The sequence below is a fragment of the Nonomuraea sp. NPDC005650 genome (assembly GCF_040605375.1).
Lineage (GTDB): Bacteria > Actinomycetota > Actinomycetes > Streptosporangiales > Streptosporangiaceae > Nonomuraea.
This window is the reverse complement of sequence record NZ_JBEXCR010000034.1, coordinates 91623-114211: the sequence shown is the minus strand read 5'-3', so window position 1 is coordinate 114211 and position 22589 is coordinate 91623. Positions and strand designations below refer to the sequence as shown.

Below are 22589 nucleotides of genomic sequence, written 5' to 3'. Positions count from 1 at the left end.
CTGAAGGAACGCTATGCTGTGCCAACATCGCAGACAAGAGGTTACTGAATAAACGGATTGCGGGAGGGGCGGGATGAGCCTGCTGGAGGTCGAGGCACTCACGAAGGTGTTCCGCCGCCATCATGGGGAGCCCGGCCACCGCGCCGTGGACCAGGTGTCGTTCACCGTCGAACCGGGCGAGACCATGGCGTTGGTGGGTGAGTCCGGGGCGGGCAAGTCGACGACGGGGCGGCTCGTTCTGCGCCTGATCGAGCCCGACTCAGGGTCCGTCGCTCTGGGCGGCGCCGACGTGCGGGCGCTCTCCCGGCGCGATCTGCGCACGTTTCGTCGGCGGGCGCAAATGGTCTTTCAGGATCCCCATTCCTCCCTGGATCCCCGCATCCCGATAGCTGAATCCGTGGCGGAGCCACTTGTCGTACACCGAATCGGGTCCCGCGCCGAGCGCCGTGACCGAGTGGCGGATCTGCTCGAACGGGTCGGGATCGGGGCGCATCTCCTGAACCGCTACCCGGCACAGCTCTCCGGCGGCCAATTGCAGCGCGCCGCGATCGCCAGGGCACTGACCACCGACCCCGAGCTGATCGTCTGCGACGAGCCGGTGTCCGCGCTCGACGTGTCGATCCAGGCCCAGGTGATCAACCTGCTCACCGATCTGCAGGCCGAGCGCGGCATCGCCTACCTGTTCATCACGCACGACCTCGCACTTGTCGAGGCGTTCGCCGACACCGTGGCCGTCATGCGCAACGGAGCGATCGTCGAGCAGGCCACGGTCGAGCAGCTCTTCCGCGCCCCGCGGCAGGAGTACACCCGCGAGCTGCTCGACGCCGTGCCCTACGTCCCAGCACCGCAGGCGTAGCGGCCGAATCGTTCCGGCTGAGGGGCGCCGAGCGATCCGCTCCGGCGGCCGGGACATTCGTCGCTGGCATCACGCGAGCACCTCACGGTCGAAACCGGGAGGCTCACGTATCAGTGCCACCAAGGAATGAGGGCCTCCAGGTGGCGGCGCATCCGGTGGCGGGCGAGGACGGCGTCTTTCTGGAGGATCGCGCTGAGTATGCGCTGGTGCACGTCCTGGACCTCGTCAAGGGCCCTGTCGCCGGGCAGCGGGCGATCGTGGCCGGACGCGTGCCGGCGGAAGAGCTCGGTGATGATGGACAGGAACAGCGACAGCACAGGGTTGCCGGCCAGGAGGGCCAGCTCGGAATGGAACAGGTCGGCCTTGCGTGGATCATCGGCTGGGCCCTCCGTGGCCCACCGGACGGCCGCCGTCAGGCGCCGGGCCACCTCCTCATCGCCTTCCGCGTGCCGGGCGGTCACCTGGGCGATGATGCCGAGCTCGATCGCGTTGCGGACGATTCGCAGGTCCTCAGCCGTGACGCCTTGGTATTCGAGGAAGAGCGCCATCGTGTCGACGCTGGCCTGCGGCTCGGGCCGGGCGATGATGAGCCCGCCCCCAGGACCGCGACGCATCCGGGCGACCGAGTGGTATTCGAGTAGCTGGACGGCCTCGCGCAGCACGGCCCGGCTGATCCGGTAGCGAGCGAGCAGATCGGCCTCCGAACCGAGAGACAAGCCGACCTGCCAGCCGCGGGCGGCGATATCGTCGTGGATCCGCGCGGCCACCACCTCGGCGAGCTTGGCTCCCGGGCCTTCGACCACTTCCGGCTCGATCACGTTGCCCGTGATCTGCGGTCCACGGCGCACCCGGTGCCTCTCGATCCAGTCGGCCACCGCCTCCAGATGCGCGATCAACGTGGTCTGCGCGTAGGCGCCGTCACCGGCGATCACAGCGTCGACGATGGCTCGATGCTCCTGGTGCGAGGTGTCCTTCGCAGCGAGTATGTCCGCTTTCGAAAGCCTCCTGGAGGTACGTGCGTACCGTGCGGTGAGCCGGGTCAGGACGTCGATGAACAGATGCAGGACCGCATTGCCTGACGACTGGCCCAGAATGGGGTGCAGCCGGTCCTGTGACCGGATCCCCGGCTCCTCCCTGTGCGCGGCCTCGGATTCCAGGATGGAGCGCAGGGTGGTGACGCCGTCCTCGGTGATCCGGTCGGCGGCCAACCCGGCGGCGATCGGCTCGAGCAGGAGACGAGCGTGCAGCAGATCGCTGACGCTGGTGCCGACGTACTCGAGGTAGATCACCATCGCCCGGGTGGCGGGACCCGCGTCCGGGGCGGAGACGAACAGGCCGCCGTTGGGGCCCCGGCGCATACGGGCGACCTGATGGTGCTCGACGAGCCGGATCGCCTCGCGAAGGACGGAGCGGCTCACCCGGAAACGCTCACGCAACTCCAGTTCGGAGCCGAGCGATTCGCCGACAGGCCAGCCTCGGCGAATCACCTCCGCCTCGATGCCCCGCGCGACCTGCGCGGCAAGCTTGCCGACCGGCGCGCCATCCTCGACGGCGGCACCCGGTTTCCGCTCACCGTCGGCGAATTCGACGTCGACAGCAGTCGACATGCGGCCAACTCCTCACGAGGGATGTTGCGGATCCTCAGTCTAATTGCTCACTGTGGGCCGGCGAGCGTGACGTGCGTCTTGAGGATTCGGCAGACCAGTTTCAGGTTACTATTCTTCAGAATCCGAGCTCCTGCAAACCGGGGCTGAACGCGCGCGGTGCCGGGCTCGGCGTGGTCCTGGGAGCGCGAGACGAGAATTATCGCCGGGGCACGCGGTTCGACGGCTCGCGTCAGGGTGGCGGGCCTCCTCGGGCGGGTTCCGCTGGCGTCGCTCACGAGTCGAAGACCCTGCGCCCGGCCTGCGTACGCAAGGGAAAGGCGCTGCCGTACCGGGATGCGGGCCCGCCCTGGGGCCGTCCACACGGCCCTGTCCACCGCGGAGGCTCCACAGACCGAAGTGCCTCAGATCGGGAAATGACCTCGGCCGCACAATTCGTTATACTCTAATCCGCCGCTGGCGGAAAGGGACCCGCCTCCTCAGTGCTCACCGACGGAGTTGCCGTATGGAGCTGAAGACCGTCCTGTTCGATGTGGCCGACCACGTCGCGACGATCACCTTGAACCGACCGGAAGTCATGAACAGCTTCAACCAAGCGATGCTGGACGACTTCGAGGCGATCTGGCGAGAGGTGAAGGCCGACGACGACGTGCACGTCCTCGTGCTGCGAGCCGCGGGCGACCGCGCGTTCTGTACCGGTGTCGACGTGAAGGAGGGCATCGACCGTCATGCCAACATCTGGAGCCAGTCGGACCCGGGCGAGCGGTTGTCCCCCAAGCTCAACCAGGTGTGGAAACCGCTTGTGTGCGCGGTGCACGGGATGGCGGCCGGCGGCGCGTTCTACTGGCTCAACGAAGCCGACATCGTCATCTGCTCAGACGACGCCACGTTCTTCGATCCCCACGTCAGCTATGGGCTCACCGCTGCGCTCGAGCCGATCGGGCTCGCACGGCGCATTCCGCTCGGCGAGACCCTGCGCATCGCCCTCCTCGGGCTGGACGAGCGTCTGTCCGCGGAGCGTGCTCTGCAGATCGGGTTGGTCAGCGAGGTGCTTCCTCGCGAGCGGCTGTGGGATCGCGCTGACGAGATCGCCCGGTTGATCGCCGCCAAGCCGCCGGCTGCGATTCAGGGGACTGTCCGGGCCATCTGGGAGTCGCTCGACACGGGCCGCACCCACGCACTGCGTACCGGGCTGTCCTATACCCAGCTCGGCAATCCCCTTGGGAAGGCGGAGGTGGTCCGGTCCGCGGTGCCTCGGCGTGTGTGGACGTTGCGCTAGCGCTCAAGTACCCTTCCCAATAAAAGAGTGTACTCTTTTTGGAGGGTTTCATGCGGTTCGGTATGCCATGGTCCGGCGCCGACGTCGCCCGCGAGGCAGAACAGGCCGGCGTCAGCGCGTTCTGCACAGGGGAGTTCGCCGACCACGACGCGTACATGACGCTCAGCGAGATGGTCGCGAGCACCGAGCGGGCGCTGGTCGGGCCCGCCATCGCATACGCGTTCGCCCGTACTCCGTACGCCCACGCCACCGCGATGCGCCAGTTGCACGCCAGAGCGCCGGGCCGATTGTTTCTCGGGCTGGGCTCGGCGGCGTTCCGAGTCAACCGGGACTGGCTCGGCGTGCCGGCCGATCGGCCGGTGGACCGGATCGCCGAGACCGTCGACGCTGTTCGCGCATGGCTTCATGCGGAGAACGGCGAGCAGATCCGCTACTCCGGCGAGTTCTACTCGATCGACGCCGACGTCCGCGCCCCGGTGCTCGGGCGCCTGGACATCCCGGTGCTGCTCGCCGCATTCAACAAGCGCATGGCCGCCACGGCCGGTCGCGTTGCCGATGGTGTGATCGGGCATGGGTTGTTCACCCGCTCCTGGTGGAACGACATCGTGCGCCCGGCCGTGCAGAAGGGGGTTGCCGAGAGACCGCGTGCCGCATCGCCCGCCGAACACGGCTGGATCATTACCGCCGTGGACGACGCCGCCCCTCAGCGCGCGATCGCTGACGCTCGCCGCATGATCGCCTTCTATCTCACGGTCAAGACTTACGACCCGTTCGTGGCCCACCACGGCTGGGATGCTCCCGTTGCGCGACTGCGCGCCGCGTTCCGTACCGGCGACACCGAGGGGATGGCCGCGGCCGTCACCGACGAGATGTTGACCGAGATCGCCCTCTGCGGGACGACCGCCGACGCGAAGGACATGCTCACCCGCCGCGCCGGCTCGCTCCCGCGCAGCGTCGGCTACTTCGCTCCACCGAGCTTCCTGGTGAGCCCCAAGCGCCGTACCGCGTACGCCCGCGCAAGCCTTGCCCTGATCGACGCCATACGGGTGGAGTCCTGACTGCTCACTTCCGTGCCGCACGGTCTCGATATACCGCTGGCCTCTACCGCGCGAAATCCTACGCCGACTGTGGCTTCTCATCCGCCCGGACAGCCGTCCCTCAGCGCTCCCCGGTCGCGGCGCCATTGTCGTGCGGTTGGAGGAGCTGCCGTCGGCCGGCCTGATGCCCGACCGGGTGCACTCCAGCGCGAAGGAAGCCACGGTAACCGACAGCGGCCAGCTGGTCGTGGTGGTGAAGCTGCCGGCGATGAACCGTAGCGACTCCACCACGACCAAGCTCAAGCTGCGGGGGCGAAACAGGGCTACCGGGCGGCCATGCGGGTGGAGGGGTTGGGCGGAACCCGATCGGCGCGGCACCCGGCCTCGGCGCTGAGCGAGTGACCGAGGTCATGGCCGAGATGGGGATGCTCATCAATGACCGGCGTCCCGCATTCGTGGCCTGGCTGGAGCGCAAGCTGAACGGCCCCGGCCGAGGGCGTCCGCGAATGGATACGTCGCGTGTGCGGGCATCAGGCCGATGCCGGCGGGTCGTGCCTGCAGCCCTGTCGCAGGTTCTCGCGCTATGACGGTCCGGCTGGACGGCGAACCGGGCCCGTGCGCAACGGCGAGTCGGTGTAGCCCGCTACACCATCGGTCCGGGAGAGCACTCCCTCGCGGCCGTCGACGGTCAACGGGATCGTGAACATCAGAAGCTCACACCCGTCTGCGCGAGAGGACGACATCATGAAGGCCCTGCTCACGATGAAGCCGGTGCTCTGGTTCCTGTTCCTGTTCAACCTGGTTGCCGTCGCGGTCATCCACTTCGTCTACGACGACGCCCCTGGCTTCGCCGTCACCGTCGGCATGGGCCTTGTCTCGGTCAAGGCAGGCGTCGCCCTCCTTGCCCAGGGCCTCAGACAGCGGGCCAAGCAGGCACCGGAAATTCAGGACGCCGGACGGGTGCTCAGCGGTTCCGGTCCGCAGCGCGTACAAGCGGATCCCGCGTCGTCGCTGACCGGAGGACCCTCGCGGCGCAGCGCGTAGGGGCTGGGGGAGAAGGGCCCGCCCTGTGCGATTACCAGTCCCGGGTCCGCTGGTGCGGCCGGCGCTGGCAGAGGCGGAGCATCGTCGGACAGTAGTGAGAGGGAAATCATGATGAGGAAGCGTCTGTTGTCGCGGTTGCGGCCGCACTCCGTCCGAGCACGGTTCACGGTGGTTGTGGCGGCGCTGACTCTGGTGGCGTTTGCGCTGGTCGGTCTGGTCGCTGATCTGCTGATCCGCGACCAGGTCGAGGCGCGCGTGTTCATGGAGGGGAAGCGGGTGGCCGCCGAGTGGGCGGCCACGACGCGGCTGGGGAGCAAGCTTCTGCCGACCCCGGTCGGCTCGGTGAACCTGCTCCAGCTCGTCAATGAGCGTGGGCACGTGGTGGCGGCCAGCAAGGCGGCGGAGGCCAGGCCGCGGCTGAGTACGGTCTGGCCTTCGAGCGACGACCCTTTCCAGTACCACATCGACTGTGCGGCGGGGGATCCGTGCTTGATGCTGGTGGCGATGCGGCTTGGTCAGAATCATGTGGTGTACGCGGCCCGGGAGAGTCCGGCCACCCTCAGCCGGCACAACCTGGAGTTCGTCCTGCTGGGTGTGGCCCTGCTGGCCACCGCCATGGCTGCCTGGTCGACCTGGACGGTGGTCGGCCGGACGCTACGCCCGGTCACAGTCATCCGGAGCCAGATGGCTCAGCTCACTACCAGTGAGCTGAGTCTGCGCGTGCCACAACCGTCCGGGCATGACGAGATCGCTCAGCTCGCCCGCACCTTCAACGAGACGCTGGAGCGCCTGGAGAACGCGATGGAGCGCAGGCGGCACCACACCTCCGTCATCGCCCACGAGTTGAAGACCCCGGTGGCCGGGCTGCGTGCCCAGTTGGAGGAGGCGCTGCTGTACTCGGACGTGGATCCGCGCACGACTATCCACACGGCCCTGTCCACGACGGAGCGGCTGCATTCGCTCATCGACGAGCTACTGGAGTACTCGCGGATGCACACGGCCGAATTCGAGCCGGTGGACCTGACCACCCTGATAGGGAAGGAGGTGAAAGCGCGGGTCGGCGATCCGCCGATCCGCGGCCACGTGGCGGCCGGGTTGACCGTCCTCGGCAACCCCACGCATCTGGTGAGCGTGGTGAACAATCTGCTGGTCAACGCCCAGCGGCACGCCAGGACAGGTGTCCAGATCACCGCCGAAGGCCTCGACGGGCAGGTTGTGGTGACCGTGACCGACGACGGCGACGGCATCGCGCCCAAGGATCGCGAGCGCATCTTCGACCCCTTCGTCCGGCTTCCCGACGGCCGCCGCCGCGACCCGAAGGGGAGTGGTCTGGGATTGGCCATCAGCCGCGCCATCGCCGTTGGCCACCAGGGCACCCTGAGGGTGGAGGACTCCGAGCGCGGATCCCGTTTCGTCCTGAAACTGCCGCTGCTCACCGGCGATCAGGACCGCAACGGTGATCAGACCTCCGGAGCGGAACGGGTGGCCGACGACGAGCGGCAACCGGCCATGACGCCCGACAGCATCCAGCAGCCCAGCACCACTGCATGACGCTGTGAGGTGTGGACGACGGCCCTGGAGTTCCTCTGGCCCTCTTCGGGGGCGACCGACACGGCGTGGTCGGCCTGACCCGGAACTCTGGGCTGGAGCACGCCGAGCACGGCATTACGGTCAACGCCGTCGCCCCCGGCGCCATGAGGACCCCGTTGCTGGAGGCCGGTCTGAGCCAGATGACGCCGGAGGAGATCGACCAGCAGTTCATCAGCGTCCACCCGATGAAGCGGATCGCCCGCCCCGAGGAGGTCGCCAACTTGGTGGCCTTCCAGGGCCACGGCGATGCCCTCACCGGCCCGGATCAGCTCGCCGCCGATCTCGATGTCCTCCAACGCGACCCGGCGCAGGCCGTGGTGGGCGATCGACAAGTAGCGCAGCATCTCCTCGACGCCCCCTGCGATCACTTTCGGGTCGCCGGCATCGCGGAACACGGCGAGCTGTGCGGGGTTGCGCAGCAGGGCGAGCGTACCGAGAGCGATCATGTTGGCGCTGGTCTCGTGACCGGCGATGAGCAGCACCACGCCCATTTGGGCGGCGTCGGCCAAGGTGACTTCTCCGGCCTTGACCCGTTCGGCGATGTCGGCGACCCAACCCTCGCCGGGTGAGTCGGTTCGGGTCTCGATGAGCTTGCCCAGGTACTCGCGCAGTTGCCGGCCGGCCCGCCTGCTCTCTTGGGGCGTGGCGTTGCGATCGACGGCGATGACGCTGTTGCGCTGGAAGAACTCGTGGTCCCGGTAGGGAACGCCGAGTATCTCGCTGATCATCAGCGACGGCAGGGGCAGGGCCGGCGCGGTCACCAGATCCGCCGGATTGGGGCCGGCCAGCATCGTGTCGATCAGCTCGTCGGTGATCCGCTGGATCACCGGGCGCAGCGCCTGGACGCACTTGAGGGTGAACGGGAACGTCATCAGGCGGCGGAACCGGCTGTGTTCCGGCGCGTCCGCGTTGAAGATCGTCAACGCGCGGTGATCCACCATCCCGGCGTTGGCCGCGTTCTGGTGCGGGAATCCCGGGTGTCTGTCGTCGGCGCTGACGCGTGGGTCCGACAGGATGGCTCCTGCCTTGATCAGCTGCTCGGTGAGTCTTCGACGGCGATGGCCTGTGCTGGGCAGACTGCGGCGGCGCGCCGGACGTCGGCGGCGTGCCGGTCCGACAGGCGGTCATTGACGAGGACGACGAGCCCGTCCTCGTCGCGCTGGTCGAACACGTCCGCGGCGGCGAGCACGCACGACCCGGCCCTGATCCGTGCAGACGGTATGCGTCCCCAGATCCAGATTCCGCGCCGGATCACCGAGAATGAACTCGGCATCCAAGCCGGCAAGCGCGGCTGGGGACCGCAGTTGCGTCCGGTACGGCTCCCAAGCGCCGGCGAGGATCTGCTTGGACAGTGGCGGACGGTCGTAGGGCAGGCACGGTTCGGCTCCCAGCACGGTCACCTTGTCGCGGTAGCCGTGACGCCGCAGCGCCTCCACCGTCGAAAGCCCGGCCGCCGAGGCACCGACCACGAGGACACCAGTGGTATCGATCATGTCCACTCTCCTGTCTCCGCCGACGTATGAGGCGGCGTAACGCTTGGTGGCCTGTCCGACGTCACAGGTGAAGGGCCGTTCCGCGTTCCGGACCAGGCCGGCAGCGATATCTGGTGCTACCAGCATCCCGACCGGCTCATTTCGGCTCGAGAGAGCGCGCCCCCGGATCCTGGGTGTACCTGGCTACACCCAGACGAGCGCCCCGGGAAGGGCGAGATGGACGCGCACGTCGTGACTACGGCGCGGCAAGGATGATCGATACGGGGGCGTGGGCCGGCCGTTCAGGAGTTGTTCAAGTAGGTCAGCACGGCCAGCACCCGCCGGTGCCCACTGTCGCTGGGTGGCAAGCCCAGCTTGAGAAAGATGTTGCCGACGTGTTTGCTGACCGCCCGCTCGGTGACGACCAGGGTCGATGCGATGGTCGTGTTGTCGAGCCCCTGGGCCATCAGGGCGAGAACTTCCCGTTCACGCGGGGTGAGTGAGTCCAGAGGCGAGTCCGGGCGGCGGGTGAGGAGTTCGGTCACCACTTCGGGGTCGAGTGCCGTGCCGCCGGCCGCGACCCGTTCGAGCGCGTCCAGGAATTCATCCACCCGGCCCACCCGGTCCTTGAGCAGGTAGCCGACGCCGCTGGCGTCTCCTCTCAGCAATTCGGCGGCGTAAGACTCCTCGACATACTGCGAGAGCACAAGTATCGGCAGCCCGGGAATCTCTTGGCGGGCCGCGAGCGCCGCCCGCAGGCCCTCGTCGCGGAAGCCGGGCGGCATCCGGACGTCGAGCACGGCGACGTCAGGGCGGTGGGCAAGCAAAGCCGGAAGCACTTCGGGCCCGCTGCCCGCGATGGCCACGACGTCGTGTCCCCCACTGGCGAGCAGGAGAACAAGGCCCTCCCGCAGCAGGGCGTTGTCCTCGGCGATCACCACACGCAAGGCAGTTTCACCTCGATCAGAGTCGGTCCGCCCGAAGGGCTGGTGACGGCGAAGATCCCGTCGAGCGCGGCGACTCGTCGGTGGATGCCGAGCAGCCCGGACCTGCTCGCTCCGTTCTCCAGGCAGGACGCCGATGTGACCTCCTCGGCTCCGCCCCGGCCTTCGTCCCGTACCAGTACTTTCAGGCCGTTCTCGGCCCGAACGAGCTGGACCTCAGCGGTGTCGGATCCGCTGTGCTTCGCGGCGTTCGTCAGCGCCTCGGCCACGACGTAGTAAGCGGCGGCCTCGACGGCCGCCGGTGCCCGTACTCCGTCGTTCATGCCGTCGACGCCGACGCGGACGTCGAGGCCGCTGCTTGCGGCCAGGGCCCGTACCGCTCCGATGAGACCGCGGTCGGTGAGGATCGGCGGATGGATCTCGCGTACCACCTGTCGCAGCTCCGCCAGGGCGGTCTCGGCCTGATGCTGTGCTTCGCCAAGGAGCTTGCGCGCGGTCTGCGGGTCGTGCTCCCAAGCACGTTGTGCCAGGCCGAGCCGCATGGACAGCGACACCAGCCGGGCTTGGGCGCCGTCGTGCAGATCCCGCTCGATGCGACGCAGTTCGGCGCCGTGCGCGGCAACGGCGCCGGCCCGGGTGGCCGTCAGCTGCTCGACGCGTGCGGTGAGCCGCACTCTCGGCGACGGCCTGAGCAGAGTGGTCGACCATGCGGCGTCGAGGTCCGCCAGCCGGCCGATCAACGGGAGTACGACCGCTCTGCGGCCCATGAGGCCGCACCACAGCCCATCGATCGGCAGCCCCACCAGCCACAACGGTACGGCGGTCCACACCAGTTGGCCGTAGATGAAATGAGCGACGAGCCAGCGGAGATCGGTGTACGTGCCGGGGTCGTGGATCACCGTGCGCAACCGCTGGCGGAGCCGGCCCTCGATCGGCAGGTATGCCTCTGGGATCGTCTGCCCGGTCCACGCCTGGGTCCGCTGCCGTTTCCAGCCGGCTATCTTGCGCACCAGCAGCACCGTCTCGGGCAAGGTCGCGGCGCCGATCAGAAGCAGGGTGGCGACGGCGGTGAACAACAGCACGGTGACGAAGAGGTATGAGGCGAAGGCCAGCCACGCGCTCAGCGCAAGCTGAAGCGTCGCCCGGGCCGCTTGCCCCACCGTTGCACGCATGCTGACCAGCATAAACGCACTTCTGAGTGCCTCCAGGGGGCCGATGCCACTCCCGGGGTGTAGCGGGCTACACCATGGGTTCGGGGGAGCAGCCCATCGCGGCGACAGCACGGGGGACGGCAGGGTTGATTGCGAAAGCTGACCACCAGCCCATGCCCCGCCGGTACGACGAAACGATCACGCAGTTGCCACCAATTTTCACCCCCGTCCCACACAGGCGGGGCGGGGGAGCATCCGGTGGACGACGAGCGACGACATGGACCCATCGGCGGGTCGCCTTGGCGATCTATCGGGCCGGCTGGCGCCCGAATCGGGCGATGTCTCAACGCATCTCGAAATGAGGAGAGTTATGAAAAGGATCATCTGCGTCGCGGCGCTCGCCGCGACGACCGTGCTCACGACCGCTGGGGCCGGACACGCGACGAGCCATACCGCCCTGGAGTCGACCGGCAGGAAGCCGCAGCAGATCCTCATCGACCAGTGCGGGCACATCGGGGCGAAGACCGCCCCCGCCCGCAAGCACTGCTGGGTGAAGGCCGGGAACAGCGGCACTGCCGGAGTCAAGAGGCCCACGCTCAGATGCCGCACGTATTCGAGCGTGACACTCTGCGGCCGGCCCAAGCTCACCAGGCTTCAGCTTCTGTGCGTGCGCAAACTCGTCGAGAGCGGCCTCAGCTACCGGCGATCCGAGGTGGAGTGCTTCTTCATCAGGAAGAAGCCGTAGGAACGGGTACGCGGTCAGGGGCAGATCCGGCGTCGTCCGGTCCGTGCGACCGCGACGACCTGGAGTCCCGCCCTTGATACCGCGCAACGTACGGTGCGGGGTCGCGCTCGGGAGGGCACCCCGTCAGAGCAGCGAATATCCGCCGTCGACCGTGATCGTCGTTCCGGTCACATAGGCGGATGACTCGGAGGCCAGGAAGAGATAGATGCCGGGAAGGTCGGCGGGCGTGCCCCAACGTCGCAGCGCCGTGTGCGACACGATGTCGTTGTCGCGTTCCGTGTCGCGGCGCCAGTGGGCGCCCAGCCCGGTGTCGAACCATCCCAGTGCCACCGCGTTGACGGTGATGCCCTGCGGCCCGAGCTCCTGTGCAAGGGCCTTTACCAGGGAGTGCGCGCCGCCCTTGGAGGCCGAGTACGCGGCCAGCCCGGCCCGCGGCCGGTCGCCCAGCACCGAGCCTGTCACGATGATGCGGCCACCGGCCTTCATCACCGCCGCCCCCGCCCGCGCCCCGAGGAACGTCCCGGTCAGGTTCACATCGACGATCTCCCGCCAGACGTCGGGCGTCGTCTCCGTGACTGCCGAGATCTCCGGCGACACCCCGGCGTTGCAGATCCACGCGTCCACACCGCCGAAGCGTTCCAGCATGCCGGCAGCGACGGACTCGTTGAACGCGGCGTCACGCACATCTCCCGCGCACACGAGGGGGTCGCCGCGGAGGGAGCCGGCCACCTCTTTCAGAGCTGCCTCGGAGCGCGCCACCAGTCCCACCTGCGCCCCCGCCGCATCGAAGGCGGCAGCGAGGACACGTCCCAGGCCGCGCCCGGCGCCCGTGATCACCACTCGCCGCCCCGACACGGCGGCATGGACCGTCGGCATTCGTATCTCACTCTCCATCTGTACGGGGGACTCAGCTCTCGGGCGATCATCAGCTGCCGGATTTCGTTGGTTCCCTTCGGAACCGGCTCAGCGGGGGAGAGCGCGACATCGGACCTCGCCGGACGGGAGCAGCGGCCTGTGGTGTGTCGTCGCCTCCGGTCAGACGGTTGCGACCGGGGTGAGCGGGCTGCCCTGGGTTCCCGGCAGGCGTAGCGGGGGAGCCGTGAGCAGGAATCGGCTGCGGTTGTGCTCACGGAGCCAGGCCGCGAGCTCGTGCAGGTACCACAGCTCGCCGAGCGGAACACCGAGCTTGAACAGGCACAGATGGTGGATCGGAAGCAGCGTTCGCCTGCCCTCGCGGGTGTCGACGCCCACCCCTTCGACCGCGTAGTTGTCCGCCACCAGCGCCGAGATCTGCGAATCGGCGATCCAGTCCAGCAACGCCGGATCCTCGGCGTCCAGGTAGGAGGCCGTGGTGTGGATCGCAACAGGGTCCGGGTTGCGCCCCCAGGCGAGGACCTGGGTGGCGAAGCCGGTGTGCAGGAGGAGCATGTCGCCGGGCTCGACGACCACGTTGTCCGCGGCCATGATCTCCTGAAGCGTCTTCAGGTTCACCGGCTTCCAGTCGGTGCCCAGGTGGTGCGCCAGGTCGACGAGCACGCCCCGGCCCTGAACCCCATGCGCCGCCATGTGCTCCAGACCGAGGTGGCGGGCGAAGCTGAGGCTCCCGCTGCCGTCTCCCTTGGCGTCCTCCTGCGGTCCGACGACGTCGTGGCCAGGCCGGAATCCGTTGTAGTAGACCGGCTCGTCGATCCCGTCGCCGTCGGCGTCGAACTCGGCGCCCTGATGGGACAGTGAGTCCCACTGCGTGGAGTACTGCAGCCATAGGGTCACCACGTCATCGGCCCACAGGTCGATGTAGTCGGGGTTGATCGACTCACGCGCGATCACGTTGTAGAAGGTGTCCTGCTTGTGCTGCAGATCCTCGGTCGGCTTGAGGATCGGCGGGTATCGCCGCTGGTTGAGCGCCGTTCCGCCGGGATAGTCGAGGGGCAGGCTCAGGCTGAAGCTGATCCCGTGCTCGACCTCACGCACTCCCTCCAGGACCTTCTGGGGAGTGATCAGGTTGATGCGCCCCAGCTCATCGTCCTCGCCCCAATCGCCCCACGTCGAGCCTGGCGGACGCTGCTCCCACCGCTTCGTCATGGTCACTCCTTCTCGTTCCTGGCGGCAATTCCACCTTGACGACGTTCGCATGCTATGGACGGTTGTACTGATCGGTCAATAGATAAAACCTGTTCACGCTTCATTGACAGGCCATTGAGCAGCTATTCCCATTGCTGCGAAGGCAATATTAGACTGGTTGGTCGAAACATAGGCGTGTCGTCGCCTCCGAGCGGCGACCCCTCCGAATCCTGGAGACACGATGAGCGAGCCCATGGAGGCGTTGGTCGCGCTGGGTGTGCGTGCCGTGATCGGCGCGCACACCCAGGCACAGGACGCCGGCCGCACCGACGACGTCGTCGCGTTGTACACGCCCGACGGAGTTCTCGAGCTGCCCGGCGCCGCGCCGATCGAAGGCCACGACGCGCTCCGCGAGGCGTTCAAAGGATGGGCGCCGACGAAGCCGCAGCTCCATCTGGTGGCCAACACCGTCCTCAACTCCTGGACCGAGGACGAGGCGACGGCCGTGAGTGACGTCGCCTTCCTCCAGCGCGGGGAGTCCGGCTGGGCGGTGCAGGTCATCGGGCGCTACGTCGACACCATGCGCCGCCAGGACGGCACATGGCGGCTGGCCCGGAGGAGTACGACCTACCAGCCATAGCGTCCCCGTTCCGAACGGACTGCCAGTCGAACTTGGAGAGAGATGAACCCATCCATCGAGGCATCGGTCGCGGCGGGAGTCCACGCGGCCATCGCCGCCTACGCACATGCGCTGGACGCCGGCCACATCGACGATCTCGTTGAGCTGTTCTGCCCCGACGGCGTCGCCGAAATCGCCGGCGCCGGCACGTTCGAAGGCCACGACGACATCCGGGCGGGCTATTCCGGCTGGGTGCCGACGGCGCCGCAGCTGCACCTGGTGGCCAACACCGTCATCACCTCGTGGACCGAGGACGAGGCGACGGCGACCAGCAACCTGGCGTTCTTCCACCGCGGTGAGCCGGGTTGGGCCGTGCAGCTCGTCGGGCGCTACGACGACACCTTGCACCGGCACGGTGGCGCATGGCGGTTCCAGCGAAGAGTCACGACCTTCCTGCCGTAAGGAGGCTGCGCCCGGTCGGCGGGGGGACCGACCGGGCGCTTCCTGGTCACCAGGCGACAGGGAGCTCGTAGATGCCGTAGGCCTGCGAGTCCTCCTTGAACTTGAGCTCTTCGAAGCCGACGGCGAGCCGCAACGTCGGCGCCCGCCTGAAGAGGGTGCTGAAGACGACCTGCAGCTCGATGCGCGCGAGCTGCTGTCCGACGCATTGGTGGGGGCCCCAGCCGAAGGCGTGGTGGTGCGTTGCCGGGCGGGTGAGATCGAGCCGTTCGGGCTCGGGGAACGCCTGCGGATCCCAGTTGGCCGCCGGCAAAGACGCGATGACGCCCTCGCCCGCCCGGATGGTCTCGCCGTCGATCTCGATGTCCTCGACGGCGACCCGCCGCGCGAGGAGGTGCGGGATGGTGAGGTAGCGCAGCAGCTCTTCGACGACGTTGGCCACCACCTTCGGGTCGTCGGACGCCTCACGCAGGATCGCGAGCTGGTCCGGGTTCCGCAGCAGCAGCGCGGTGGCCAGCGTGATCATGTTCGCGCTGGTGTCGTGGCCGGCGACGAGCAGGATGTGGCCCAAGGGCGCCGCTTCCCCGAGGGTCAGATCGCCCGCCTTCACACGTTCACCGAGGTCCGACAGTACGTCGTCGGCCGGGGCGTCCATCTTCTTCACGATCAGGCCGGAGATGTAGGAACGCAGCGCGGCAGCCGTTGCGGCCGATTCCTCGGCGGTCTTGTACCGGGCGTTGGTCGCGCCCGCATGCTCCTGGAAGAACACGTGGTCCTCATAGGGCACGCCCAGCAGCTCGCAGATCATCAGCGACGGCAGTGGCAGTGCCAGCGCCTCGTTCAGGTCGGCCGGGTTGGGACCCGCCAGCATCTTGTCGATCAGGTCGTCGGTGATGGCCTGGATGGCTGGCCGCAGCTTCTCCATCCGGTTGCGGGTGAACGAACTGGTCAGCATCCGGCGCCATCGGGCGTGCTCGGCACCGTCGGTGTTGTTGATCGACGGCTGCATGTGGCTCGCGTGCTCTTTCATGGCCTTGGTGGTGTGCGGGTAACCGGGCGCGCCGATGTTCGCGCTCAGCCGGGGGTCGACCAAGATCTTCCGCTGGGTGGCGTGGCTGAGGACGAGCCACGGGGTGCTGCCGTCCCACGTCTGGACGCGTACGACCGGCTTGCCCGCATCATGCAGTTTGAGCAGGTCTGGCGGCGGCGCGAACGGGCAGGTGGCGTCTCGGGGTGTCGGGAACTCGGGGAGTTGCTCGGCGCTGTCTGCCGCGCCGGTTGTCGTGTCGGCCATGGCGTTCCTCCGCTGGGTGATCAGTCTTCGATATGGATGGCGAGGGCGGGACAGATCGCCGCCGCTTCGCGGACGGCCTCGGACTGCTCGGCCGGTGGGGACCCGTTCAGCAGCACGACGATGCCGTCCTCGTCACGCTGGTCGAACACCGCCGACGCCGCCGTCACGCATTGCCCGGCCGCAACGCATTTGTCCTGGTCAATGACAACTTTCATGGGGTTGCCTCCGAAGCTTCCGGTAGATCGGCATCAGTTCAGGGGGAAGTGGCAGGCGGCGTACTGGCCAGGCCGCACCTCGCGCACGGTCGGCTCCTCGACGCCGCAGATGTTCTGGGCGATCGGGCAGCGTGACTTGAACCGGCAGCCCTCGGGAGGCCGCAACGGCGAGGCGATGTCTCCGGCGAGCGCCGGTCCGGCGAAGCCCTTGTCCGGGTCCGTCAGTGGCACCGAATCCAGCAGCGCCCGCGTGTACGGGTGCGCCGGCTTGTCGTAGACCTCGACGGAGTCGCCGAACTCACACATCTTGCCGAGATACATCACCAGGACGTTGTCACTGATCGTTCGCACCACGCCCAGGTCGTGGGCGATGAAGACGATCGTGAGGTCGAACTCCTTCTTGAGCCTTTCCAGCAGGTTCAAGATCTGTGCCTGCACCGAGACGTCGAGGGCCGACACCGGCTCATCGCAGATCAGCAGGCGCGGGTCGAGCGCGAGCGCCCGGCCGATCGCCACCCGCTGAGCCTGGCCGCCGGACAGTTGACGCGGGTACATGCCGGCGAAACGATCGTTGCCGAGTCCCACTTCCGCGAGCATCGCGGCGGACTTCTCGGCTTGTTGCTTCGCCGGCGCGCCGGCGATCGCCAGCCCTTCCACGACGAGGTCCTTCACCGGGCGGCGGGGATTGAGCGACGCCACCGGGTCCTGGAAGATCATCTGCATCTCCCGGCGCAGCTCCCGCATGCGCTTCTCCGGCACGTGGTTGATCTGCTCCTCGCCGTAGCGGATCCGTCCAGCGGCGATCGGGTCCAGGCGGAGTACGGCCCGCGCCGTGGTGGACTTGCCGCAGCCGGACTCGCCGACGATGCCGAGGGTCTCTCCTCGGGCGAGATCGAAACTGATGCCCGCGACCGCTTTGAAAGACCCGCCTCCGGTGTGGTGGACGACCACAAGGCCCTCGACCGTGAGCAGGGTCTCCTCGTCGCTCCTGAGGTGAGCGCTTCCACTACCGGCCAACGAGATCACTGTCCTTGGAGTCGGCGGCGCCGCTACGCGCCGGGTTCACGCACGCCACCTGGTGGTCCTGCCCCACCGCCTTCATGGCAGGACCGGGGTCGGTGCACGCCGCTTCGGCGTAGTCGCACCGCGCCGCGAAGCGACATCCGGCGGGAGGATCCGTGGGCGCCGGAAGCGAGCCCGGGATCAGGCGCAACGGCGTGTGGCGCTCATGGTCGATCGTCGGCGTGGCCCCGAGCAGTGCATGGGTGTACCGGTGCCGGGGCGCCTCGAACACCTGGCGCGTGGCGCCGATCTCGGCCATCTTGCCGGCGTACATGACCGCGACCCGGTCCGTACGGCCGGCCACCACGGCGAGATCGTGGCTGATCAGCATCAGCGCCATGTCGCGTTCAAGCTGGACCTTGCGCAGCAGGTCCAGGACCTGCCGCTGGATCGTCACGTCCAGGGCGGTCGTGGGCTCGTCCGCGATCAGCAGGTCCGGCTCGCATGCCAGCGCGATGGCGATCATCACCCGCTGGCGCATGCCGCCGGACAGCTCATGCGGGTAGCTCCGCAGCCGACGTTCAGGGTCGGGGACACCGACCTCCTTGAGCAGACCGAGCGCCCGGTCTCGGGCCTCGATTCGGGATACGCCGAGATGCCGCCGCATGCCCTCTGTCAGCTGGCGCTCGACGCGCACGACCGGGTTGAGCGAGCGTCCGGGGTCCTGGAAGACCATCGCGATCTGCTTGCCCCAGACCTCCTGCGACTGTTTGTGGTTCAGCGCCAGGAGGTCCCTGCCTTGGAAGCACACCTCTCCGGAATGCGCGGAGCGAGCCGGCATGAGGCCCATGATGGACCGCGCCATCACCGACTTGCCGGAGCCGGACTCTCCGACGACGCCGAGCGCCTGACCCTTTCTCACCTCGAAGGACACACCGTCGACCGCACGCACCACGCCCCGTGGCGAGCCGATGTGCGCGTGCAGATCCCGCACCTGCAGCAGAGGATCGTCAGTCATCGTCCTCGCGGCCTTTCATGGCGGACGCGACCGCCGTCTGATCCGTCGTTCGTGACCACGGCCGCCTCACTTCGCCTGGATCCAGAGCTGATCAGGAAGCAGCGAGCCCAAGCCGTACTGCTTGACGCCGCCCACGTTGGCGTTCGCCATGAAGCCGGGCTCGGCCCGCGCGTAGAAGATCACCGGCGTGAGCTCGACCAACCGCCGCTGGACGATCTCGTAGGCGGCGGCGCGCTCCTGCGCGGACTGCGCCGTTCGGCCCTTCTCCAGCGCCACGCTCATAGCGGAGTCCTTCACCCGGCTGAAGTTGCCACGGGATTCGCTGTGGACCCCGAACCACAGGCGCGGCTCGGGGTCGCCGAAGATCACCGAACTGCTGATCGCTTCGAAGTCGCCGGTCACCGTGCGCACGCCGGACTCCGAAGGGTCGAGCACCTCGACGCCGACCTTGACGTTCTTGAAGGTGCTCAGCTGGGTCTGGAGGGTCTCACCAAGCTGGCGAGTCGCGGGACTGATCGCGGTGTAGGTGAACGACAGTGCCTTCCCGGCGGCGGCGAGTTGGTCGAAAAGCTTCTGCGCCTCGGCAGGGTTCCGCTGCTGCAGCGGGATGTTCCGGTAGAAAGGTGAGCCTTCGGGGAACAGCGTGGCGGGAACCTGAGCCGTTCCGTTGTAGATGGCGTCATTGATCCCCTGCGGGTCGATCGCCATGGACAGAGCCTTACGCGCCCGCGGGTCGTCGAACGGGGGCTTGGAGTTGTTGAGCACCAGAGCGATGCCGCCACCGAGAGGGACCACACCCGTCTGGCGTCCGCTTTGCGACGCCTTCTTCAGGTTGTCGGAGTCACCCTCGACGACCACGTCGGCGGCTCCGCTGGTCGTGTTGTTGTAACGCTGGGCCTTGTCGGGCATCCCCCTGACCTCCAGGCGGTCCAGGTAGGGCCGCGGAGCGTCCCAGTAGCGCTTGTTGCGCACCATGACGATCCGGTCCTGCCGCGCCCACTTCTCCAATACGAACGGTCCTGCGCCGATCGGCTGGGAATCGACGGCTTGCCGGCCCTGCTTGAGGACGTCCGGCTTGCCGATCCAGTTCAGCGAGGTCGTGACGATCGCGAACGCGAAGTTGGGCACCGGCTCGGTCAAGGTCACGACCAGGGTGCTGTCGTCGACGATCTTGGTGGATCTGATCAAGGAGGCTTGAGGCAGGTCGGGGGAGCTGAGCTTCGGGTCCTTGATCCGTTCCCAGCTGAAGGCCACTGCCTCGGCGGTCAGCGGCGTCCCGTCGGAGAAGAGGACGCCCTTGCGCAGAGTGAGCGTGTGCGTTTTCCCGCCATCGTCGGTGGAGAAGCTTTCGGCGATCCTGTACTCGATCTTCTGGGTCTGCGGGTCGTTGATCATCAGTTGCCCGTACAGCGCGTTGCCGACGGTTGTCGAGTTCGCCCAGGAGTTCGCCAGCAGCGCCGGATCCAGACTGCGTGGTTCCGCCGACTCGATCACGCGGCCGACGCCTCCGGTCACCGGCCGGCCGGTCGGTCCCGCACCGGACGACGGCCGATTGCTCACGTTCGCGCCGCCACAGGCGGCCAGTGCGAATACGGCGAGGGCGGCCGCTGCGCCTGCCCGGGCATGCTTACCGAACATCGCTGTTCACCTTCAGTCATCGTCGGGGGAGGGCCATGAGAGTCGATCGGGCTCACCGCTGGGTCGCGCGGTCGAACCGCGTCCGGAGGTGGTCTCCGACCTGGTTGAGGGAGAAGACGGTGAAGAAGATGACCGCCGCCGGGATGAACACGATGTGCGGTGACGTGGCGATGGCGTCCTTGCCGTCGTTGATCATGCCGCCCCAGCTCGGCGTCGGGGATGGGATTCCCAGCCCGAGGAAGCTCAGCGATCCTTCCGCGACGATCAGCGCCGCGACGACGATCGGCAGATAGGCGCCGATGCCGGGCAGCAGGTTGGGCAGGATCTCCTTGGTCAGGATCCTGGCGTTGCCGGCCCCCATGTTCTTCGCGGCGCGCACGAACTCACGCGAGGCCCACGCGATCGTGTTCGCCCGCGCCAGCCGGATGAACGTCGGGACCGTCACGAGACTCAGGCCGATGAGGATCGTGGTCACGCTCGGTATCAGGATCGAGGCGAGCGCCAGCAACAGGATCAGCGGCGGGAATGCGAGCATCGCGTCTGCCAGGAACGAGATGAACCAGTCCGTCCGACCGCCGAGGTAGCCGGCCAACAGCCCCAGAACCATCCCGATGAGGCAGCCGGTGAGCCCGGCCACGACTCCCACCACCATGGAGACACGCGCACCGTACAGGCTGCGCGAGAGGATGGACCTGCCGAGATTGTCGGTGCCGAAGAGCAGGTCGGGCGAGCCGAATTGCGGTGTGAGCCGCGAGGTGCCCACCGGGACCGTGTAGTCGGCGAGGGGAAGGAGGCTCACGATCGCTGCCAGGGCGATGATCAGGAAGAGCCAGGCGTACGACGCCCAGACGATGACGGAGCGCCGTTTCTTGTAGGCAGGTACGACAGGCGCCTGTGCCACCCGCGGCGGCACGACGGCGTCGTGGGACGTGGCGGTGGCGGTCATACGCGAACCGCCTTTCGTACCCGCGGGTCGAGGAGGCCGTAGCTGACGTCGACGAGCATGTTGACGCCGACGTAGACGATCGCGACGAACGCCACGATCCCTTGGACTGTGATCACGTCGCGGAGCGTGATGGAGGAGGCGACCAGCTGGCCGAGCCCGGGGAGACCGAAGAGGGTCTCGACGACGACCGTGCCGCCGATCAGCCGGCCCAGGTTGATGCCGGCGACCGTGACCAGGGAGAACGACGACGGCCGCAGAGCGTGCCGGAACAGGACGTAGGCCCGGCTCATCCCCTTTGCCCGGGCCGCCTCCACGTAGTCCTCGCTCAGCGTGCCGATCAGGTCGGCCCGCAGGATCCGGTGGAAGGCGGCGATCTCGGTGAGAGCGATGGCGATGGCGGGCAGCATCGCGCTGCGGATGCTCTCCCACAGACCGTCCTCGATGTGCGACCAGCCCGAGACGGGGAACGAGTCGACCTGCAACGCGAGGAAGTAGATGAGGACGGGGCCGGCGACGAAAGCCGGGATGGAGAGGAACGCCGAGGAAAGCGCGCTGATGCCACGGTCGAGCAGGCTTCCCTGTGTCGCGGCCGACACGACCGCGAGGAGGATGGAAAGGACCAGCGCGATGGCCAGGGCCATCACCGCGATCTGCAGGGTGACCGGCATCCGATCGAGGATCGCCTCCGTGACCCCCACACCGGTGATCGGCGACGTGCCGAAGTCCCCGTGCGCCACGGCGCCGATCCAGTCGGTGTACTGACGCCACAACGGCTGGTCCAGCCCGAGCCGGGCGTTCAGCTCGGCAACCGCCTCGGGAGTGGCGTTCTCACCCAGGATCACCGTCGCCACCGAGCCCGGGGCGACGCCGAGGAGCGCCACCGCGGCCACCGTGACCAGGAAGATCACGAGCAGGGCGCGTCCGACGCGTCTTGAAATGTTGAGTATCACGAGAGTTCGCCTCAGACCCTTTCCAAGTCGATGCGAGAGAGGGAGGAATGATCAGGCGTGCGACCGGCCGGCACGGCTTCCGGGCGGGAACGCCGGTGACCATGTCCTGGCTGCGATACCGGGCGACGAGGCGTCGGTTCTGCGGGTCGCCCTTTGCGCGTTCACCGCGGCGCTGACGTTCATGCCGTACCGATCGGTCAAGGTATGGCGTACGGGCACGTGGAGCGGTCTTCGCCAGGGGATCACCCCGGTGACGGCCGCAGTCTGCTGGGTGGGCGGGTCCGGCCGTCACACTGACCCGGCACGAGCCATCTCGGTCCTAAAGGGGTTTGTGATCTGCATGTTCGCCACCCGAGCACCGCAACATCCTCACCTCATAACTCCCGTACGGAGGGGTGTGGCGGGTATCACAAACGCCGACATTAGACCAATCGATCGATACAAACAAGCGTCCATGAAGGAAAGTGAGGAGACCGATAGATCGGGGTGAGGCAAGGCGGGTGCGATCGCCGCCTGGAGGGCACTGGTGCGGCTCGCTGGTAGATCGCCGCATTTCGCAGGCACATGACGGTTGATGAACACTTGCCGAGTCGCCTACTCTCAAGCTTGCCTAGCATTCGACCGATCGGTCGAAGCTATTGTGATGCTCACTACTGAGCGCCCCG

At 67.7% G+C, this 22589-nt stretch carries 23 protein-coding genes; 9 read left to right on the top strand and 14 right to left on the bottom strand.

Translation table 11 applies throughout. From position 1 onward, the window contains the following. Positions 1 to 73: 73 nt before the first annotated feature. Positions 74 to 856: an ATP-binding cassette domain-containing protein gene (locus tag ABZS69_RS45270; protein WP_355384130.1), complete on the top strand. Its 783-nt coding sequence runs from the start codon at positions 74 to 76 to the stop codon at positions 854 to 856. A gap of 110 nt (positions 857 to 966) precedes the next feature. Here the strand turns inward: ABZS69_RS45270 and ABZS69_RS45265 are convergent, their stop codons facing one another. Then, positions 967 to 2463 (bottom strand): FCD domain-containing protein, encoded by a 1497-nt coding sequence (locus ABZS69_RS45265; RefSeq protein ID WP_355384127.1) that lies wholly within the window; start codon positions 2461 to 2463, stop codon positions 967 to 969. A gap of 502 nt (positions 2464 to 2965) precedes the next feature. On the opposite strand from ABZS69_RS45265, the gene ABZS69_RS45260 reads away from it, so the two are divergent. The 5 genes from ABZS69_RS45260 (at position 2966) to ABZS69_RS45240 (ending at position 7979) form a co-directional block, all read left to right on the top strand. After that, positions 2966 to 3739, top strand: coding sequence for an enoyl-CoA hydratase/isomerase family protein (locus tag ABZS69_RS45260; RefSeq protein ID WP_355384124.1), 774 nt, complete (start codon positions 2966 to 2968; stop codon positions 3737 to 3739). Positions 3740 to 3789: 50 nt separating this feature from the next. Continuing rightward, positions 3790 to 4797, top strand: a complete 1008-nt coding sequence (locus tag ABZS69_RS45255) for an LLM class flavin-dependent oxidoreductase (RefSeq protein WP_355384121.1) — start codon at positions 3790 to 3792, stop codon at positions 4795 to 4797. Positions 4798 to 5520: 723 nt separating this feature from the next. Continuing rightward, positions 5521 to 5820 (top strand): hypothetical protein, encoded by a 300-nt coding sequence (locus tag ABZS69_RS45250; RefSeq protein WP_355384118.1) that lies wholly within the window; start codon positions 5521 to 5523, stop codon positions 5818 to 5820. Positions 5821 to 5988: 168 nt separating this feature from the next. Next, positions 5989 to 7371: a HAMP domain-containing sensor histidine kinase gene (locus ABZS69_RS45245; RefSeq protein ID WP_355384115.1), complete on the top strand. Its 1383-nt coding sequence runs from the start codon at positions 5989 to 5991 to the stop codon at positions 7369 to 7371. Between the two features lie 11 nt (positions 7372 to 7382). Further along, a complete protein-coding gene (locus ABZS69_RS45240; RefSeq protein WP_355384112.1) occupies positions 7383 to 7979 on the top strand; it encodes an SDR family oxidoreductase in 597 nt (198 codons plus the stop codon). Positions 7980 to 8440: 461 nt separating this feature from the next. Here ABZS69_RS45240 and ABZS69_RS45235 read toward each other — a convergent pair whose 3' ends face one another. The 4 genes from ABZS69_RS45235 to ABZS69_RS45220 form a co-directional block, all read right to left on the bottom strand. Beyond that, a complete protein-coding gene (locus ABZS69_RS45235) occupies positions 8441 to 8581 on the bottom strand; it encodes a ferredoxin (protein WP_355384109.1) in 141 nt (46 codons plus the stop codon). Then, on the bottom strand, positions 8535 to 8903 hold the full coding sequence (locus ABZS69_RS45230) for an FAD/NAD(P)-binding oxidoreductase (RefSeq protein WP_355384106.1): 369 nt from the start codon (positions 8901 to 8903) through the stop codon (positions 8535 to 8537). The genes ABZS69_RS45235 and ABZS69_RS45230 overlap by 47 nt, the downstream gene beginning before the upstream one ends. Positions 8904 to 9184: 281 nt before the next feature. Beyond that, positions 9185 to 9829 (bottom strand): response regulator transcription factor, encoded by a 645-nt coding sequence (locus ABZS69_RS45225; RefSeq protein WP_355384103.1) that lies wholly within the window; start codon positions 9827 to 9829, stop codon positions 9185 to 9187. After that, positions 9817 to 10998 (bottom strand): histidine kinase, encoded by a 1182-nt coding sequence (locus ABZS69_RS45220; RefSeq protein WP_355384100.1) that lies wholly within the window; start codon positions 10996 to 10998, stop codon positions 9817 to 9819. The genes ABZS69_RS45225 and ABZS69_RS45220 overlap by 13 nt, the downstream gene beginning before the upstream one ends. Before the next feature lie 349 nt (positions 10999 to 11347). On the opposite strand from ABZS69_RS45220, the gene ABZS69_RS45215 reads away from it, so the two are divergent. Beyond that, positions 11348 to 11722 (top strand): hypothetical protein, encoded by a 375-nt coding sequence (locus ABZS69_RS45215; RefSeq protein WP_355384097.1) that lies wholly within the window; start codon positions 11348 to 11350, stop codon positions 11720 to 11722. A gap of 123 nt (positions 11723 to 11845) precedes the next feature. On the opposite strand, the gene ABZS69_RS45210 is transcribed toward ABZS69_RS45215, so the two are convergent. Further along, complete coding sequence (locus ABZS69_RS45210) at positions 11846 to 12598, bottom strand: SDR family NAD(P)-dependent oxidoreductase (protein ID WP_355384094.1); 753 nt, start codon at positions 12596 to 12598, stop codon at positions 11846 to 11848. Between the two features lie 159 nt (positions 12599 to 12757). Then, complete coding sequence (locus ABZS69_RS45205; protein ID WP_355384091.1) at positions 12758 to 13804, bottom strand: cyclase family protein; 1047 nt, start codon at positions 13802 to 13804, stop codon at positions 12758 to 12760. Positions 13805 to 14024: 220 nt separating this feature from the next. On the opposite strand from ABZS69_RS45205, the gene ABZS69_RS45200 reads away from it, so the two are divergent. Beyond that, the gene (locus tag ABZS69_RS45200; protein ID WP_355384088.1) at positions 14025 to 14423 is read left to right on the top strand and encodes a nuclear transport factor 2 family protein; all 399 of its coding nucleotides are present in this window, start codon (positions 14025 to 14027) and stop codon (positions 14421 to 14423) included. Between the two features lie 42 nt (positions 14424 to 14465). Further along, complete coding sequence (locus ABZS69_RS45195; protein WP_355384085.1) at positions 14466 to 14864, top strand: nuclear transport factor 2 family protein; 399 nt, start codon at positions 14466 to 14468, stop codon at positions 14862 to 14864. A gap of 46 nt (positions 14865 to 14910) precedes the next feature. On the opposite strand, the gene ABZS69_RS45190 is transcribed toward ABZS69_RS45195, so the two are convergent. The 7 genes from ABZS69_RS45190 to ABZS69_RS45160 form a co-directional block, all read right to left on the bottom strand. Next, positions 14911 to 16155: a cytochrome P450 gene (locus tag ABZS69_RS45190; protein ID WP_355384082.1), complete on the bottom strand. Its 1245-nt coding sequence runs from the start codon at positions 16153 to 16155 to the stop codon at positions 14911 to 14913. Between the two features lie 20 nt (positions 16156 to 16175). Beyond that, positions 16176 to 16370: a ferredoxin gene (locus ABZS69_RS45185; RefSeq protein WP_355384079.1), complete on the bottom strand. Its 195-nt coding sequence runs from the start codon at positions 16368 to 16370 to the stop codon at positions 16176 to 16178. A 33-nt stretch (positions 16371 to 16403) separates the two neighbouring features. Beyond that, positions 16404 to 17387 (bottom strand): ABC transporter ATP-binding protein, encoded by a 984-nt coding sequence (locus ABZS69_RS45180; protein ID WP_355384076.1) that lies wholly within the window; start codon positions 17385 to 17387, stop codon positions 16404 to 16406. After that, on the bottom strand, positions 17377 to 18390 hold the full coding sequence (locus tag ABZS69_RS45175; RefSeq protein ID WP_355384073.1) for an ABC transporter ATP-binding protein: 1014 nt from the start codon (positions 18388 to 18390) through the stop codon (positions 17377 to 17379). Before ABZS69_RS45175 ends, ABZS69_RS45180 begins: the two co-directional genes overlap by 11 nt. A gap of 66 nt (positions 18391 to 18456) precedes the next feature. Next, positions 18457 to 20028: an ABC transporter substrate-binding protein gene (locus ABZS69_RS45170; RefSeq protein WP_355384070.1), complete on the bottom strand. Its 1572-nt coding sequence runs from the start codon at positions 20026 to 20028 to the stop codon at positions 18457 to 18459. 52 nt (positions 20029 to 20080) lie between these two features. Continuing rightward, positions 20081 to 20974: an ABC transporter permease gene (locus tag ABZS69_RS45165; RefSeq protein ID WP_355384067.1), complete on the bottom strand. Its 894-nt coding sequence runs from the start codon at positions 20972 to 20974 to the stop codon at positions 20081 to 20083. Continuing rightward, positions 20971 to 21924: an ABC transporter permease gene (locus tag ABZS69_RS45160; protein WP_355384064.1), complete on the bottom strand. Its 954-nt coding sequence runs from the start codon at positions 21922 to 21924 to the stop codon at positions 20971 to 20973. Before ABZS69_RS45160 ends, ABZS69_RS45165 begins: the two co-directional genes overlap by 4 nt. Between the last annotated feature and the right edge of the window lie 665 nt (positions 21925 to 22589).

Coding starts and splice junctions, on each gene's coding strand:
- ABZS69_RS45210 (WP_355384094.1), bottom strand. CDS start 12,598: ATGCCGACGGTCCATGCCGCCGTGTCGGGGCGGCGAGTGGTGATCACG.
- ABZS69_RS45255 (WP_355384121.1), top strand. CDS start 3,790: ATGCGGTTCGGTATGCCATGGTCCGGCGCCGACGTCGCCCGCGAGGCA.
- ABZS69_RS45250 (WP_355384118.1), top strand. CDS start 5,521: ATGAAGGCCCTGCTCACGATGAAGCCGGTGCTCTGGTTCCTGTTCCTG.
- ABZS69_RS45230 (WP_355384106.1), bottom strand. CDS start 8,903: ATGATCGATACCACTGGTGTCCTCGTGGTCGGTGCCTCGGCGGCCGGG.
- ABZS69_RS45205 (WP_355384091.1), bottom strand. CDS start 13,804: ATGACGAAGCGGTGGGAGCAGCGTCCGCCAGGCTCGACGTGGGGCGAT.
- ABZS69_RS45185 (WP_355384079.1), bottom strand. CDS start 16,370: ATGAAAGTTGTCATTGACCAGGACAAATGCGTTGCGGCCGGGCAATGC.
- ABZS69_RS45265 (WP_355384127.1), bottom strand. CDS start 2,463: ATGTCGACTGCTGTCGACGTCGAATTCGCCGACGGTGAGCGGAAACCG.
- ABZS69_RS45170 (WP_355384070.1), bottom strand. CDS start 20,028: ATGTTCGGTAAGCATGCCCGGGCAGGCGCAGCGGCCGCCCTCGCCGTA.
- ABZS69_RS45190 (WP_355384082.1), bottom strand. CDS start 16,155: ATGGCCGACACGACAACCGGCGCGGCAGACAGCGCCGAGCAACTCCCC.
- ABZS69_RS45220 (WP_355384100.1), bottom strand. CDS start 10,998: ATGCGTGCAACGGTGGGGCAAGCGGCCCGGGCGACGCTTCAGCTTGCG.
- ABZS69_RS45215 (WP_355384097.1), top strand. CDS start 11,348: ATGAAAAGGATCATCTGCGTCGCGGCGCTCGCCGCGACGACCGTGCTC.
- ABZS69_RS45175 (WP_355384073.1), bottom strand. CDS start 18,390: ATGACTGACGATCCTCTGCTGCAGGTGCGGGATCTGCACGCGCACATC.
- ABZS69_RS45200 (WP_355384088.1), top strand. CDS start 14,025: ATGAGCGAGCCCATGGAGGCGTTGGTCGCGCTGGGTGTGCGTGCCGTG.
- ABZS69_RS45260 (WP_355384124.1), top strand. CDS start 2,966: ATGGAGCTGAAGACCGTCCTGTTCGATGTGGCCGACCACGTCGCGACG.
- ABZS69_RS45165 (WP_355384067.1), bottom strand. CDS start 20,974: ATGACCGCCACCGCCACGTCCCACGACGCCGTCGTGCCGCCGCGGGTG.
- ABZS69_RS45270 (WP_355384130.1), top strand. CDS start 74: ATGAGCCTGCTGGAGGTCGAGGCACTCACGAAGGTGTTCCGCCGCCAT.
- ABZS69_RS45195 (WP_355384085.1), top strand. CDS start 14,466: ATGAACCCATCCATCGAGGCATCGGTCGCGGCGGGAGTCCACGCGGCC.